Source organism: Streptomyces sp. NBC_00829, assembly GCF_045161795.1.
Taxonomy (GTDB): domain Bacteria; phylum Actinomycetota; class Actinomycetes; order Streptomycetales; family Streptomycetaceae; genus Streptomyces.
Map to the genome: position 1 here is coordinate 251,868 of NZ_CP108867.1, position 14,837 is coordinate 266,704.

At 68.4% G+C, this 14,837-nt stretch carries 12 protein-coding genes and 2 pseudogenes; 8 read left to right on the forward strand and 6 right to left on the reverse strand.

Going from position 1 to position 14,837, the window contains the following annotated elements; all coding sequences use genetic code 11:
• Window positions 1-25: 25 nt before the first annotated feature.
• The 3 genes and pseudogenes from OG293_RS01045 to OG293_RS01055 all read right to left on the reverse strand — a co-directional run.
• Window positions 26-243: pseudogene (locus tag OG293_RS01045) on the reverse strand (DUF2267 domain-containing protein); the annotation flags it as partial.
• An 88-nt stretch (window positions 244-331) separates the two neighbouring features.
• A complete protein-coding gene (locus OG293_RS01050; protein WP_405996821.1) occupies window positions 332-667 on the reverse strand; it encodes a hypothetical protein in 336 nt (111 codons plus the stop codon).
• Window positions 668-685: 18 nt separating this feature from the next.
• A complete protein-coding gene (locus OG293_RS01055; protein WP_405996822.1) occupies window positions 686-991 on the reverse strand; it encodes a hypothetical protein in 306 nt (101 codons plus the stop codon).
• 278 nt (window positions 992-1,269) lie between these two features.
• Here OG293_RS01055 and OG293_RS01060 point away from each other — a divergent pair, with 278 nt between their 5' ends.
• The 3 genes from OG293_RS01060 to OG293_RS01070 all read left to right on the forward strand — a co-directional run bounded on the left by OG293_RS01060 (window position 1,270) and on the right by OG293_RS01070 (window position 4,977).
• Window positions 1,270-1,428, forward strand: coding sequence for a hypothetical protein (locus tag OG293_RS01060; RefSeq protein WP_405996823.1), 159 nt, complete (start codon window positions 1,270-1,272; stop codon window positions 1,426-1,428).
• A 1,126-nt stretch (window positions 1,429-2,554) separates the two neighbouring features.
• Window positions 2,555-4,423 (forward strand): S8 family peptidase, encoded by a 1,869-nt coding sequence (locus OG293_RS01065; RefSeq protein WP_405996824.1) that lies wholly within the window; start codon window positions 2,555-2,557, stop codon window positions 4,421-4,423.
• Window positions 4,424-4,551: 128 nt separating this feature from the next.
• The gene (locus OG293_RS01070) at window positions 4,552-4,977 is read left to right on the forward strand and encodes a WxL protein peptidoglycan domain-containing protein (RefSeq protein ID WP_405996825.1); all 426 of its coding nucleotides are present in this window, start codon (window positions 4,552-4,554) and stop codon (window positions 4,975-4,977) included.
• Between the two features lie 1,365 nt (window positions 4,978-6,342).
• Here OG293_RS01070 and OG293_RS01075 read toward each other — a convergent pair.
• Window positions 6,343-8,016 carry an IclR family transcriptional regulator C-terminal domain-containing protein gene (locus OG293_RS01075; RefSeq protein ID WP_405996826.1) on the reverse strand — a complete coding sequence of 558 codons (1,674 nt, stop codon included), beginning with the start codon at window positions 8,014-8,016 and terminating at the stop codon, window positions 6,343-6,345.
• Window positions 8,017-8,126: 110 nt separating this feature from the next.
• Between OG293_RS01075 and OG293_RS01080 the strand changes: the two genes are divergently transcribed.
• The 4 genes and pseudogenes from OG293_RS01080 (at window position 8,127) to OG293_RS01095 (ending at window position 11,163) form a co-directional block, all read left to right on the forward strand.
• On the forward strand, window positions 8,127-8,894 hold the full coding sequence (locus OG293_RS01080; RefSeq protein WP_405996827.1) for a CoA transferase subunit A: 768 nt from the start codon (window positions 8,127-8,129) through the stop codon (window positions 8,892-8,894).
• The gene (locus OG293_RS01085; RefSeq protein ID WP_405996828.1) at window positions 8,894-9,544 is read left to right on the forward strand and encodes a CoA transferase subunit B; all 651 of its coding nucleotides are present in this window, start codon (window positions 8,894-8,896) and stop codon (window positions 9,542-9,544) included. Before OG293_RS01080 ends, OG293_RS01085 begins: the two co-directional genes overlap by 1 nt.
• A pseudogene (locus OG293_RS01090) lies at window positions 9,541-9,847 on the forward strand (3-oxoadipyl-CoA thiolase); the annotation flags it as partial. The gene OG293_RS01085 and the pseudogene OG293_RS01090, both read left to right, overlap by 4 nt.
• A gap of 131 nt (window positions 9,848-9,978) precedes the next feature.
• Window positions 9,979-11,163, forward strand: coding sequence for a 4-hydroxybenzoate 3-monooxygenase (locus OG293_RS01095; protein WP_405996829.1), 1,185 nt, complete (start codon window positions 9,979-9,981; stop codon window positions 11,161-11,163).
• Between the two features lie 593 nt (window positions 11,164-11,756).
• Here OG293_RS01095 and OG293_RS01100 read toward each other — a convergent pair.
• Complete coding sequence (locus tag OG293_RS01100; protein ID WP_405996830.1) at window positions 11,757-12,437, reverse strand: alpha/beta hydrolase; 681 nt, start codon at window positions 12,435-12,437, stop codon at window positions 11,757-11,759.
• Between the two features lie 307 nt (window positions 12,438-12,744).
• Window positions 12,745-13,785, reverse strand: a complete 1,041-nt coding sequence (locus OG293_RS01105; RefSeq protein WP_405996831.1) for a phenylacetaldoxime dehydratase family protein — start codon at window positions 13,783-13,785, stop codon at window positions 12,745-12,747.
• Between the two features lie 354 nt (window positions 13,786-14,139).
• Between OG293_RS01105 and OG293_RS01110 the strand changes: the two genes are divergently transcribed.
• A complete protein-coding gene (locus OG293_RS01110) occupies window positions 14,140-14,670 on the forward strand; it encodes a hypothetical protein (protein WP_405996832.1) in 531 nt (176 codons plus the stop codon).
• Window positions 14,671-14,837: the final 167 nt, after the last annotated feature.

The window sequence follows — 14,837 nt, forward strand, 5'->3', positions numbered from 1 at the left end:
GCCCGGGGCACCGGCGTATGGATGGTCAGGCGGGCTCCGGGCGGCCAAAGAGGAGGTCGTAGCCGGAGGAGAGCTGGAGCAGGATCTGTTGGAGCAGGTCGTCGTCGGCCGCGTCGGCGGCCGTGCTCAGGACGGCGCTGACATCCCAGGTTGCGGTCTGCTCGGTCGCCCTTCGATCCATGCCGCCGTCGCCCGTACGAACCGCTCCGGTGGCAGTGGGTCGGCACTCTGCAGCGGGTTGAGCGCTCGGTAGCGGGCGGGGAACGACTGATGCGAGCGCTGGCCGCCGTCGCAGGGGCGGTCGAAAAGGCGCGCCTGCCGATGGTGTCGTCTACAGGTTGGCGATGCCTGTGGCGAGTCCTCCTGCTGCGCATATGATCCAGCCGGTGAGCGGCCGCCACAGGGTGGCTGCCGCGCGAGCTGCTGAAGCGGGGATGAACACTCCGAGGAGCAGCAGGGTGGTGAGAGTGCCCCAGTTTGTGTCTGCTCTGGTGACTGCCCATCCGATGGTGGCTGCGGTCAGGGCCGCGGCGAGGTGGCTGTAGCGGACGTCGGTCAGCTGAGGCCAGTCTCCAGGGTGTTCTCGACGGCTGCGGACCAGCCGGTAGCGGATGATGACGCCGAGCTCTGCCAGTAGGACCGCTGTGGCGATGGTGTTGTTAAGCATGGTGGTGGTCCCTCGGGCTCAGAATCGGCAGTGCTTCTTGATGCCGTCGATGCCCAAGAGTGCACCGACCATCTTGCGGAACGACAGCTTCATCTTGCGGCGCTTGGAGTAGTTGTAGACGAGCTGTGCCTCCTTCAGCATCCGTTCCTCGCCCATGGCATCAGTGAACGTCACCGACCCGTCGACGTTCTGCCTGGCCGTCACTCCGTCAGGCACCGTCATGGGCAGCACCATCGGCGCCCCGCCCTCGGACGCCCGGTTCAGCCGCAGGAACTGCTCGAACCCCGTCCGGGTGGCCTCGACGACCAGGTCACCACCAGGCACGGCATCCTTGTAGGTGGCGACATTACCCTCAAGGACCGGCGCAGGCAGACCTCCTTCCACTGCACCGCCAGCCGACTCTTGCCGTGCCGAGGCTGACGAGACCGCGCGCCTCGGACGCCGGGGCCTCGGCGGCACCCTCGATCGACCGTGGCAGTGCACCCCCTCCCGGCCAGCTGCAGCTGCCTGGGGTGCGCGGCCACCTCTGGAGTCACCACGTGAAGTGCCGCTGGCGTATCCGTACCGCAGGCATAGCAATGCTGACCGCAGGCGCTGTCCTGATGTCTGCGCCGCACGCCATAGCCAAGCCCTCGGCCGAGAACGACGAGTCCGGGCTCGAGGAGGCGTTGTCGGGCCTGGAGAAGGAACTGGCGACGTTCAGGGCCACACTGCCACGGGCAGGGTTCACCCTCCTTCGCCACCGCGTCCCGCTCGGATAACGGCACCCCGTCACCACCGAATCCGAGACAGGGCCGTTGACCGTACAGACCCGCTGCCCGTGGCACCGCCACGGGCAGCGTTGGGACGCGTACGTTCGCCGGCCTGCGTATCGGTACGGGTACAGGTAGCGAAACAGGTATTCCTACGCTGGTGTGCGGCACCGGCACAGATGAATGCTTCTCTCGCTTCACCGGTGGGGATATCGGCAGCCGTCGGGAGCCAGGCGCTGCGGCGGCTGCGCAGCAGCGGATGCCGTCGTGCCACCTCCACGCAGATCGACGCGCACCCGCACCCGCACTGCGGAAGGGGTGAGCATCAAAGAAAGGAGAAGACATAAGGTCGTTCGTTCCTATGCTTCCAGCCGGGGGGCCGAGCAGAACGCCCGTGGCGGGCTGGACTTCATGGTGTCCCAGACACACGGACCCTGGCCGGCTGGAACGAGCGCCGCCCTTAACTCCACCGCAGGATCCGACTACTTCCCCGCAGGGCTCAGCTTCCGCTCCTCCGGCGAACAGGAACCATCGCGTCCAGGAACTCCCCGAGTGCTGCATCAACACCTTCCGCTATGGCACCTATGGCTCCCTCATCGTCGAACGCTGTGATGGGGAAGCGGATATCGAAGATTTCACATTCCAGGGAAGCCAGATTATGGCGCCATGGGAAGAAATCATTGATGTTCGAGGCTCGCGACGGCGTGTCCGACGCGGCGGGCGAGCACGCGAGAGGCAACTACAGCCCAGTGATTGCGTCCTTGACGCATCGTCAAGAATGCCTTTCTGCACATGACTTGTCCGCAGCTGGTGGCAGCTGCTACGGGTTTCCCGTAGCAGGCCCCCGTATTGGCGATTTGTCAGACTGCGGCCGTCCGGTAGAGATTGCGTTTCTGCTCGACCCGAGGGGTCGGCGCCTTGAGTGGAAGTCGGTTACCAACGGCAACATGACGCCTCGTCAAGAGGTGATGAAATGGCGATCTAAAGGTCATACGCTGCCTCATCCGTCACAACCGAGGCGGATCCCCTTTCCCTGGCAGTGTCCTTGCCTGCGTGCAGGGTCTGTCCAGGACCCAGAATTCGGAGCGTTATTGTGAATCGACCTTCCCGACCACCCATACGAGGTGCCGCGGTTGTGTCCGGCCTGACGGCCCTGATCCTGACCGCAGCGGTTGCCGCGGCCGGCGCCCACCCCGCAGTGGACCCCGCGCCGACGAACGCCTCTCCTGGCCAGTGGAGTGCGGGCCTGCGCGCCGTCCTGGTCATCGCCAAGGATGGCGCCTCGCCGGCGGACCTGGCCCGCATCCGCGCCGCCGTCGTCGAGCACCACGGCACGGTGTACACCGCCTACGACGAGATAGGCGTTCTCGTGGCGCACTCGACCGACTCCGGCTTCGCCGCCGCGATGCGCCAGGTCCCCGGCGTCGTCAAGGCCGGCGCCACCCGGACCTCGGACATACCCAAGGACGCCTACGGCCCCGCCCTCCCCGCGACACCCGCGGAGAAGACCGACACCAGCCCCGAACAGCCCGTCCGGTGGGACATGACCCAGATCCACGCCGACAAGGCCTGGGACACCAACGCCGGATCATCCTCGGTCACCGTCGGTGTCCTCGACACCGGGGTCGACGACCAGCACCCCGACCTGAAAGCCAACTTCGCCCCCGACAAATCCGCCAGCTGTGCCTACGGCAAGCCGGACCAGCGCCCTGGCGCCTGGCGGCCGGGGAATGACCACGGCACCCACGTCGCCGGGACGATCGCCGCGGCCAAGAACGGCCACGGAGTGGTGGGCGTCGCCCCGGGCGTCAAGGTTGCGGCCGTACGGGTATCCGAGCCCGCCCGACCGGACTATTTCTTCCCGGAGGCCACCATCTGCTCGTTCCTCTGGTCGGCGCAGCAAGGCTTCCCGGTCGTCAACATGAGTGCCTACGTGGACCCCTGGCGCTTCGCGTGTGGAGACGACCTCGACCAGGCCGCGATCATCGAGGGCGTCTCCCGGGCCGTTGCCTACGCCCAGCGCAAGAACGTCCTGGTGGTGGCCGCTGCCGGCAACGACAGCCAGGACCTGGCACACAAGTCCACCGACGGCAAGAGCCCCAACGACTCCAAGACCATCAACCGGAACGTCAACGACGCCTGCCTGAAACTGCCGACCGAGCTGCCCGGCGTGGTCACGGTCTCGGCGTCCGGCAAGGACGGCAAACTGGCAGACTTCTCCAACTACGGCAGCGGCAAGATCACAGTGACCGCTCCCGGTGTGGAGATCAACTCCACACTCCCGGGTGGAGGCTACGGGAACAAGCAAGGCACCTCGATGGCCACGCCCCATGTGGCCGGCGTGGCGGCGCTGCTGGCCAGTGCCCATCCCGGGGCCACGGCCGCCACCCTGCGCACCCTCCTGACGTCCCAGGCGACCCGCAAGCCCTGTCCCGCGGACGACTCCCGGTGCACGGGTGCCCCCGAGAACAACAGCTTTTTCGGCGCCGGAGAAGTCAACGCCCTGGCGGCGGTCTCCGTCGCCCCCGGCACCGGGGCGCCTGGCGGAGTTCGGGTGGGTGCGTCGGTGACCGCGGGTGAACTGACCATGACCGTGCCGGACGGGGCCAAAGTCGAGCTGCCACCAGTGAAGTTCGGCCAGGCCGCCAGCACCGGCGCCCCACTGCCCGCCACCACCGTTCACGACTACCGCGGCGGAAAGGCCGGCTGGTCACTCACCGGCAAACTCGACAGCGACCTCACCTCCCCGGACAAACACACCATCCCCGCCACCAACCTCCACTGGACACCCGCCTGCACCACCACGACCGCGGGAAGCCCCAGCACCTGCACCCCCGGCACCCCAGGCGCACTCGGCACCACCGCCGCCACCCTGGCCGGCGCCCCCACCGCCACCACCGGCACCGGCGGCGACTTCACCGCCCAAGCCGACCTCAACCTCAACATCCCCGCCTTCACCCCCACCGGCACCTACACCACCACCCTCACCCTCACCCTCGCCTGACCCCTGCCCAACACGCCCGCGCGCTGCCGGCCTTCCCCCAGGCAGCACGCGGGCCCCACACCATCCCCCGCCACAACCCACGCCGGTCGCAACACTGCCCCAGGCCACGCCCCCGAAAGGCGCACACCATGTCCCCCACACCCGCCGCCGACACCCTGAGACGCATCGCACGTGTCGTCCTGCTCGCTCTCGCCCTGGCCCTGGCGCCAGTGCCGGGCAGCCCGACCAGCCCAGTCGCCCACGCCGCGGACAACGGAACCTGGTCGGTCTACCCCACCCCGAGCAAAGCCACAGACCCCGCCAGCCGCACCTACTTCACACTCACCAGCCCCCCGGGAGCCACCCTCAAGGACCACGTCACCATCTCCAACCAAAGCGACCACCCCATCACCTTCAAGGTCTACGGCGCCGACGCCTACAACACCCCCCGCGACGGCGGCTTCGCCCTCCGCGGCACCGACGAGCCCCAGACCGACATCGGCGCCTGGATCAAACTCGACACCACCACAGTCACCGTCCCCGCGCCGCGACAGGCCCAGACGCAGACCGGGTGACCGCACCGCGAAGCCCTCGGGGGTGAACAAGCCAGGCCGGCTGTGGTGGTCGGGCACTGCTGCCAGCGGCGAGGCCGTGGACCACTGCTGGCAGTCGGTTCCTCCGCCGCTTCGACCTGAAGCGAGGGCACCAACCCCGGCGCACGAGTTGGACGAGTGTGAAAACCCCTGGTCCCGGGCGCCGCCACCAGGCAACTTGGATTGCATGAAGAACCTACCCCCCGGCCTGCCGTCAGCGAACTCACCCGCGTGGCACAACCGCCGGTGGTGGGACCAATTGGGCTATCTGCGTGTGCGTTCCCTGGCAAACCCCAACTGGTCCCGAGACATGCCGTGGCTGATCAAGTGGCTGCGAAGTGAGCGCTCGGCATCCCTTCCGGAAGATCGCCCCCTCTATGACAGGGCCATCACCGCAGCTCAGGGTTGCGCGCGAACCCACGATGGCGCGTTGGAAGCTGAGCGCGCGTGGGACCGCGTGCTTGAGCCCATCGACGAGTTGCTCGAGAGACGCCAGACGAGACACCTGGACAGAGTTCGTCGGGCTCGAGGTTGAACGACCGGGTAAACCTGTTTCTGATCCCAGTGATCGACAAGTTCGTGACGTTGTTGCTCCCACCTGCCCATCGGATGCCGCGACGAACGGCTGCCGCATCCTCCTGCCGTGACGAAGCGGGCCTCACGGCCATCTCCGTGTGGCTCCGCCGGCGCTGGTTCGAGCCTCTGGGTGCGTGGGATCCTGAGTGAGGAGCGTCTTGGAACTGTCGCCATCGACGTTGAACCGCCTCGCGAACAGCAGCCTTGGAGCCGTCCCGGCAGCGGGAAGCATCGCTTACGGGGTTCAAGCCAGTGACGGGTTCCCGCGGCTCGTGGCGTGGTTCGCCGTGATGGGATTGGTGCTCCTCGCTATCCGCGGATATCGACTGGGTGTCACGTGCGACAACACCAAGGCGACGAGCCGTGGCTACTTGCGGACGCGAGTGATCGAGAAAGAGCGCATCACAGGGATCACGGCCTTCCCTGCTGTCAGATGGACTGCTCGCACGGGGCACAAGCGATGGACACCGATCATGGCATTCGTGATGAGCCCCGGCGAGACCACAGGGAACCAGCTCTCGAAGGAACACAACACCGCGAAGCTGCGGCGGTGGGCGAGGCTCTAGCGGTTAGGTTAGCGGTGCGGCATCTCGGATGCTGTTGGCGGACCGGATCGGGGCTGCCGGGAGGACCAGCCGACGGCAAGCACCACGAAGCTCCTGGCGGACAAGGGTGATCTTGGTCGGCTCTTATGTGCCGGCACCGGCTCTGCCACGCTGTTGCTGCCCCGGCTTGGGGCGCTGAGGACATCGGGCCGGCTGCTCGTGGCCATCAGACCTCGGAGATGCGGGTGAAGCGGCCCGCGACATGGAGGTCGGCTTCGATACGGGCCACGGCGGCACGGAGTTCGGGGAGGACGTCCGTGATGCAGTCCGCTGTGGTGCGGCGGCTGCTGTGCATGGCGACGTTGAGGGCGGCGACGGTGCGGCCCATGCGGTCGCGGACGGGCACGGCTATCGAACGCAGCCCCTCCTCCAGTTCCTCGTCCACGAGGGCGTAGCCGTCGTGGTGGACGCGGTCGATCAGTGCGCTGATGCGGGCGGGTTCGGTGACGGTGTGGGGGGTGAGGGGGCGGAGGTCGGCGCGGGCCAGACGGGCTGTGCGTTCGTCCGCGGGGAGTCCGGCCAGGAGGACGCGTCCCATGGAGGCGGCGTACGCCGGGATGCGGGTGCCGATGGTGATGTTGACGCTCATGATGCGTTCGGTGGCGACGCGAGCGGTGTAGCGGATGTCGTCGCCGTCGAGGACGGCGAGCGACGCAGAGTCGTGGACGCGGCCGACCAGGTGGGTCATGTGGGGTACGGCGATTTCAGGGAGCGGCGTACAGGAGAGCGGGGAATGCCCGAGGGCGAGCACGCGCGGGGTGAGCCGGAAGCGGCGGTCCCGGGACGTCACGTATCCGAGGTGTTCCAGAGTGATGAGGGCGCGCCGCGCAGTGGCCCTGGCGAGCCCGGTGGCCCCGGCTATCTCGCTCAACGAGAGTTCCGCCCTCCCCTGCCCGAATGCGGTGATCACGGTCAGCCCGCGAGCCAGGGACTCCACGAACTCCGCGCCGAGCTCTTGCTTGGAGATGGTGGTCCACCGGGCGAGATCCTTGGTGGGTTCCGCCGCTGCGGGTTCGGGCCGGAGCAGCTCGTGCTCCATCGCGGCCACGGTCTCCCGCACCCGGGGCAGGATCGTCTGCCGCAGCGAGTCGGCGCTGTGGCGACTGGTGTGGCTGACCACGCTGACCGCGCAGGCCACCTCGTCCTGCGGGTCGCGAACCGGGACGGCGAAGGCGACCAGGCCGGGCTCGATGCGCTGGTCGTCCAGGGCGTAGCCGTCCTGCGTCGCCCTGGCGGCCCGCTCCTCGAAGTCTTCGAAGTCCGTGGCGGCGGTGTCCCCGGGTCGCGGTGGCATGGCGGGAAATTGACGGTTCTCCGGGGCCCTCGCCCGGCGTCCGCGCCACACCGCCCAGTCCCCCTCCTCCCAGCATGCCGCGGCGAACAGCGGCCCTGGCGCCGTGCGTTCCGCCGGCAGCAGATCACCGATCCGGAAGGTCAACGACATCGCGCGGCGCCGGGTGGTCTGGTGTACGAAGCGGATGCCGTCCCTGTCGGGCACGGCGAGGGAGACCGACTCGTCGAGTTCCCCGGCGAGCCGTTCGGCGAGCGGGCCCAGCCGCTCCGGCAGCCCGAGCGCAGCGAGGTAGGCGTTGCCCAACTCCATCAGCCGCGGCGCGAGTCTCGCCTCGTGGCCGTCGAGCCGCAGATAGCCCGTGCGGCCGAGGGTCGCCGCGACCCGGTCGACCGTGGAGCGGGCGAGCCCCGTGGTGCGTACGACATCGCTGAGGCTCATCCGTCCGCCCGCGTCGCTGATCTCGCGCAGCACCGTGATCCCGCGCATCAGCGGCCCTACGGCCTCGGCCGGTGCGGTGGTCGGGTCGTCTGCCGGGGTGGCTGGCATCGCTGCTCCAGGGGCGTTGACATGCGCGCCGGGTCCACGCACACTCAGGACGGTCAAGAATGAATATTAGTTCACTTGACGAACAAGCGGAAGAGGTGGCGAAGCCCTCCATGGACAAAGTCAAACGGTCGGCTGCCGAGGCGGTCGCCGACATCCTTGATCACGCATCGCTCGCCGTTGGCGGATTCGGCCTGAGCGGGGTGCCGAACGTGCTGATCGAGGCGGTGTACGCCCGCGGCACCGCCGGACTCAGCGTGGTCTCCAACAACTGCGGTGCGGACGGCCGCGGACTCGGCATCCTGCTCGCAGCGCGCCGCGTCGCCCGTGTCACCAGCTCGTACATCGGCGAGAACAAGGAGTTCGCCCGCCAGTACCTCCACGGTGAGCTGGAGGTCGAGCTGGTGCCCCAAGGCACGCTCGCCGAACGGCTGCGTGCCGGAGGCTGCGGTATCCCCGCCTTCTTCACCCCCGCGGGCGTCGGCACTCAGGTCGCGGACGGCGGACTGCCCTGGCGGTACGCCCCCGACGGCTCGGTGGCACTGCCGTCCCCCGCCAAGGAGGTCCGCGCCTTCGGCGGCCGTGACCACATCCTCGAATACGGCATCACCACCGACTTCGCCCTCGTGCGGGCTGCGAAGGGCGACCGGCACGGGAACCTGGTCCTCAACAAGGCCGCCCGGAACTTCAACCCGCTCGTGGCGATGGCCGGCCGGGTCACCATCGCCGAGGTGGAAGAGCTGGTCGAGCCGGGGGAACTGGACCCGGACGCGATCCACGTACCGGGCGTGTTCGTCCAACGGGTGCTCCCGCTCACGCCGCAGCAGGCCGCCAGCAAGGACATGGAAAAAAGGACCGTGCGAGGGGCGGAACGACGCTGATGAGCTGGACACGCGACGAGATGGCCGCACGCGCGGCTGCCGAACTGACCGACGGCTCGTATGTGAACCTCGGCATCGGGCTGCCCACGCTCATACCGAGCTTCCTTCCGGTCGACGTGGATGTCGTCCTGCACTCCGAGAACGGGATCCTCGGCGTCGGACCGTACCCGTACGAGGACGAAGTCGACCCGGATCTGATCAATGCCGGGAAGGAGACGGTCACCACCCGCCCCGGCGCCGCGTTCTTCGACTCCGCGCTGTCCTTCGGCATGATCCGCGGCGGACATGTCGACACGGCTGTTTTGGGGGCCATGCAGGTCTCCGCGGGCGGCGATCTGGCCAACTGGTCCGTTCCCGGAAAGTTGATCAAGGGCATGGGAGGCGCGATGGACCTCGTCCACGGCGCCCGCAGGGTGATCGTCCTGACGGACCACACCACCAAGGACGGCGCCCCGAAGATCGTCCAGGAGTGCACACTGCCGCTGACGGGCAAGGCATGCGTACACCGCATCATCACCGACCTCGGCGTCCTGGACGTGACCGCGGAGGGACTCGTTCTCGTCGAGACCGCTCCGGGAGTCACTCCGGGTGACATACGACAGAGGACCGCTGCGCCCGTCGGGGTCGCGCGGGTGAAGGAGCTGACATGACCGGCCGTCTGCGTGAGGTGCATGTGGTCGATGCCGTTCGCACGCCGACCGGCAAGTACGGCGGTGCGCCGGCCGGTGTGCCTCCGGACGATCTGGCGGCGGGCGTGTCGGATGCGCTCGTCTCTCCCGGGTGCCGGACCTCGACCCGGCCGGATCGACGATGTCTTCTTCGGCAATGCCAACGGTGCCGGGTAGGACAACCACGAGGTGGCCCGGATGGCCGTGCTGCTCGCCGGACTGCCGCTGACCGTGCCCGGCACCACGGTGAACCGGCTGTGCGGGTCGGGGATGGAGGCCGTCGTCCACCGGATCACCCGGTACCGCCGTGAGGTCCTGCTGCAGTCAGCCGCCTACTGCGGGCCACCCGCCGCCAACTCCGCCTTCGCTACGGCGGACCTCGTCCTCAGGGAACTCGAAGAAGAAGGGAAGTGCTGATGCACACCACCGTCGGCATCATAGGTGGCGGCCCGGCCGGCCTCCTGCTGGCCAGACTGCTACACGTAGCGGGAATCGACAGCGTCGTGCTGGAGCGCCGGGACCGTTCCTACGTGGAGCACCGACAGCGCGCCGGAATCCTCGAGCAGGCCACCGTCGACGCGCTCCGCGCCGTCGGGGCAGGGGCACGGCTTGACCGCGAGGGTATGCCGCACGACGGTATCGAGCTCCGCTTCGGCGGCCGCGCGCACCGCATCGACTTCCCCTCGCTCACCGGCGGGCGAAACGTGACGGTGTACGCGCAGACCGAGGTCGTGAAGGATCTCATCGCCCTCCAACTCGCCGAGGGCGGGCCGCTGCTTTTCGAGGCAGAGGTGATCTCCATCGACGGTGCGGACACCGGAAGCCCGGTCGTCCGCTACCGGCACGAGGGCCGGGAGCAGATACTCACCTGCGACTACGTCATCGGCTGCGACGGCTTCCACGGTGTGACCCGCAACGCCGTGCCCGACTCCGTACGGACCACCTACGAGCGGACGTACCCCTACTCCTGGCTCGGCATCCTTGCCGAAGCACCGCCCGTGTACGAGGAGTTGATCTACGCACACTCGGAGCGCGGCTTCGCCCTCGCCAGCATGCGCTCGCCATCCGTGAGCCGCCTGTACCTCCAGGTGCCGAACGGCACCGATCCCGGCGACTGGCCGGACGAGCGGATCTGGGACGAGCTGGACGCCCGGTTCGCGACCCACATCGATCCCGGCTGGAAGCTGGAGCGCGGACCTGTCACCTCGAAGGCGGTGCTGCCGATGCGCAGTTACGTCACCGAGCCCATGCGCTACGGCCGGGTCTTCCTGGCGGGCGACGCGGCGCACATCGTTCCGCCGACCGGAGCGAAGGGGCTGAACCTGGCCGCAGCCGATGTGATCGTGCTGGCCCACGCGCTGACCCGGTGGCGGGAGACTGGTTCGACCGAGCTGCTGGACGCGTACTCGGACACGTGTCTGCGCCGGGTGTGGCGGGCGGAGCACTTCTCGTACTTCATGACGACCACCCTGCACACGGACCCTGAGCAGTCGGCCTTCGAGACGCGGCTGCAGCTGTCACAGCTGGAACGGGTGGCGACGTCGAAGCACGCGGCGGCGGAACTCGCCGAGAACTACACGGGGTTGCCACTTTCAGGCTGACCTCCACGAACAGGCCGTCCGCAGCGGACCCGATCCGCTGCGGACGGCTCTGGCAGTGGTTCGTACAGCCGGCCCGAGACGATGCCCGCTGGGGCTGCTGGCACCCCCGTTCAGTAACGTGGCTGGCTCGGACCCTGGCGTCGAACGACGCCCGAGCCGGGCCACGGTCACATCCCTGTGGGCCGATGAATGGCTGGCTCTCCTGAGCGGGTCGAGGGCGCACGCCGAGCAGTTCGATAGGCTGGTCACCCTTATCGCGGACGGCTTCGTGCGCTCCGTTCCGCTGTTCGAGTTGGCTCTCGCCCGGCACCGGCGCGCGAGGACCTCGGTGGCGCCTGGGCGACGCTCTTCCTTCTCGGGAAGGAGAACACGCCCGGGCGCCTGAATCCGGCAGCCCGAACGTCGAGTCGGCAGGCGGCCGCTCACCGCCCCTCTCCGCGCAGCACCCCGTTCGGGAGCAGGCACGACCAACTCATGCCTGCGGGGGCGAGGCGTGGCCTCACCCCCGCAGGCATGGGACACCCCGCCCGTAGGCATGGCTCCGGACCAGCCAGGAACCCGTCAGGACCCCTGGCCGGGCCAGAACCACGCGGTCACAGGTTCTTGGCGAGGGTGTGCAGGTAGGTGGCGAGGTCCTTGGGGTGGGCGTACATGGGGCCGTGCGCGGTGTCCCATTCGGTGGTCTGTGCGCCGATCCGGGCGGCGAGTTCGTGCTGTGTGGTGGTGGGCAGGGCCCGGTCCTGGGTGGCGATGAGGTAGTGCGAGGGAATGTGGCGCCAGGCGGGGGGACCGGAAGGGGCGCTGTCGATGCCGAGGCGGGGGAGTTTCTGTACTGCTGCGGCGAGGGCGGCGCGTTCGGCGGGCGCGTCGGCGGCGATGACCTTTCCGTACGCGGGCCGGTCTATGTAGGAGTGGCCGTCGTCGGTGACCCTGATGTGTTCGCGGATGAGGCTGCCGGGATTGCGGTGTGCGATGTCGCTGACCGATTCGCCCTGGTCGGGGGCGAAGGCGGCGATGTAGGAGAGGGCCTTGATGTGGTCCTGGCCGACAGCTGCGTTGGTGATGACGGCTCCGCCGTACGACCAGCCGACCAGGAGTACGGCTCCGTCGACGGTGGACAGGACCCGGCGGACGGCGGTGATGTCGTCTTCCATCGATTCCAGCGGGAGCTGGGCGGCGATCGGCTCGTGTCCCAGTGTGCGCAGTTCGGCGATGGTCTCGCTCCAGGCGGAGCCGTCGGCCCACAGACCGTGGACGAGAACGATGGTGGTCATGAGGTGTGCCTCCGGAAAGTCGAAAGAGGGCACGGGAGTTGACCGTCAGAAGCCGGCAACGGCCGAAACTGCAGCGATCCCGTATGTCTAACTACTGTTCGCGACTTTACTGGTTAGAAGAGGGAAAGGGCAAACCGGTCACGTGCTCTTGAGTGGTTAGCTCGAAGAGGACAGGGAGCTGAGTGCCCAGCGAGAGAGACGGACGCCAGGCTCACCCGTGCCCGGACGGCAACGAAGTACCGTGCGACCAACTCCCCCGCTCCAGATGGTGGGATGCGCCGCGCTACGGACGGGCGTCGCCCTCTCGTCAGGCGCTTCCCGCCACGTCGTGACGGCGGTCGGGGAGCGGCAGGAATCCCGTCCCCGGATGGCAGTTGACGTATTCGGCGGTGACCGATCCGCCGGGTAGCACCGAGACCTCGTGCCAGAACGCGACGTCCAACGGTGCTTCCCCGCCACTGGCCATCTGGTAGAAGCTGGCGTAGATCTCCAGATGGGTGCGGTGTGACCGGCACCAGGTCATGAGGTGCTCAAGCGAGGCGAACCAGGCGATGGTGCACGCGCGGTCGAGCGGCGCACCGTCGGCCGACTCCTCGATGAGGTTGCGGGCCGCGATGCAGCCGGAGTCCGCGTTCGCCGCGAGGAAGTCGACGCCTCGGTCCTTGACCGGTTTGACGTCGGCCAGGTACCTCTCGCGGTACTTCGTGCTGGCGGACCAGTCCTGTGCGGTACGGATCAGCGTGACGTTGTCCGGTACCTCCACGGCGACCCGTCGGCCGTAGGTACCGCCGTCCCGGCGGATGTCCGGTACGAAGACCGGCAGTGCCGGTTCCAGCGTCTCGGTGGCCGACGCGGCGATGCGGTCACGGGCGGCGCCCCAGTAGTCGTGCACCGGGGTCTCGGGCATCTCGACCGCCGCGTGCTGGGAGAGGCCGCTGGTCGCGATGTCCTCATGACGGTGGCTGTGCAGGGTTTCGTTGCGCTCGAGCGGTATGACGCAGGCCTCGCGCCAGTGGCCGACCGGCCCCTCGCTGGGCAGCCCGTCCCACACGGAGCGGACGGGACCGGACTCCTGCCACAGTTCGTACTGATGTGGGTCGTGCCAGTACGCCAGCCACACCACGTTGTGTGATCCGGCGGTGTCGACGAACGATCCGCGGTCCAGCACATCCGGCTTGTGCGATCCGGCGAAGAGGCCCGCGAGCGCATTGGCGCCCCGCGCGGCTTCTTCCGCCGAGTCCGCCTGGCAGGCGTACTGGGCGAACACGAATGCCTCGATGCCCTCCGGAAAGCGGATGGTGTAGGCGGGGACGCGGGGAGTGTGGCCAGGTGGGCCGGTTCTGGGCATGTTGACTCCTCTTCGGGTCGTGCTCGGCGTGGCTGGAGGCTAAGGGCGAACGCGGCTCACTTCTTGTCTGTCGGAGCACCGGGGCTTGACCGAGAGCGACCATGGGCGCCGGCCGGGGCGATCCACCGGAGCCGACCGGTCTCGGTGTGCAATGGATCGACACGCGCGATACGAGGCCATCGCCTGCCGGCCGAAAGGCGAGGTCGTGCTGGTCGCACGCCCCGCCACCGAGGGAGGACTGGGACGATCACCAGGCCCAGCCTTCGGCGATCGGAACCGGTCTCACGCGTGCGCTGTCGGAACGAGACGCAGAAAGGGCGTTTTCGTAAGGTCCATCCCCTATAGTCGCGTCACATGGCAGTGCTCCGCGCAGACAGCGCCGAAGAGTGGGCACACGTGATCAGCGAGAGTCTCGTACCGCTCTCGATGGCGAACACGTGCGCCACGTTCCGTGGCTCGGTCGAGCAGACCGTTCTGCTGCCCGGGCTGGCCGTGACGGACGTTCGTACCCAGGGGCGCTCGACGGTGCTGCGCACGCCCCGACTGACGCGGTCGGAGCCCTGCGACGATTACCTGTTCTCGCTGCACCTCGGGGGCGCCGGGGTGGGCCTCCAGGACGAACGGGAGGCGGTGCTGCGACCGGGCACGGGGGCTCTGCTCGACGCCTCCCGCCCGTATCAGCTGAGTTTCCCCGCCGATAGCTGGGAGATCGTGCTGCAGATACCCAGGCAGCCGTTGCGCGACCGGGTCGCGGACATCGACGAGTTGTCCGGCCGGGCACTGCCTGCCGACCATCCCGCAGAGCGGGTGCTAGCCGCGTTCCTGCGTGAACCGGCCGGTGTCTCGCAGGAACTCACCCCAGAGCAGCGGGCCGAGCTCGGCTGAACCACCGTCGACCTGCTGGCCACCACACTGCGCGCCACCGCCGGCAGAGAGCCGACCGCGCCGACCGGCCGACAGGCCCTGCTGCAGGCGATGCGCAGCTGTGCACTGGAGAATCTGACCGACTCGGCCTTCACGCCCACGGTCCTCGCCCGGCGCCAAGGCATATC

Bases quoted from the DNA above. Each gene is read 5' to 3' on its own strand.
- OG293_RS01075 (WP_405996826.1), bottom strand. From the start codon at position 8,016: ATGCCAGCCACCCCGGCAGACGACCCGACCACCGCACCGGCCGAGGCC.
- OG293_RS01060 (WP_405996823.1), top strand. From the start codon at position 1,270: ATGTCTGCGCCGCACGCCATAGCCAAGCCCTCGGCCGAGAACGACGAG.
- OG293_RS01080 (WP_405996827.1), top strand. From the start codon at position 8,127: ATGGACAAAGTCAAACGGTCGGCTGCCGAGGCGGTCGCCGACATCCTT.
- OG293_RS01095 (WP_405996829.1), top strand. From the start codon at position 9,979: ATGCACACCACCGTCGGCATCATAGGTGGCGGCCCGGCCGGCCTCCTG.
- OG293_RS01110 (WP_405996832.1), top strand. From the start codon at position 14,140: ATGGCAGTGCTCCGCGCAGACAGCGCCGAAGAGTGGGCACACGTGATC.
- OG293_RS01105 (WP_405996831.1), bottom strand. From the start codon at position 13,785: ATGCCCAGAACCGGCCCACCTGGCCACACTCCCCGCGTCCCCGCCTAC.
- OG293_RS01050 (WP_405996821.1), bottom strand. From the start codon at position 667: ATGCTTAACAACACCATCGCCACAGCGGTCCTACTGGCAGAGCTCGGC.
- OG293_RS01085 (WP_405996828.1), top strand. From the start codon at position 8,894: ATGAGCTGGACACGCGACGAGATGGCCGCACGCGCGGCTGCCGAACTG.
- OG293_RS01070 (WP_405996825.1), top strand. From the start codon at position 4,552: ATGTCCCCCACACCCGCCGCCGACACCCTGAGACGCATCGCACGTGTC.
- OG293_RS01100 (WP_405996830.1), bottom strand. From the start codon at position 12,437: ATGACCACCATCGTTCTCGTCCACGGTCTGTGGGCCGACGGCTCCGCC.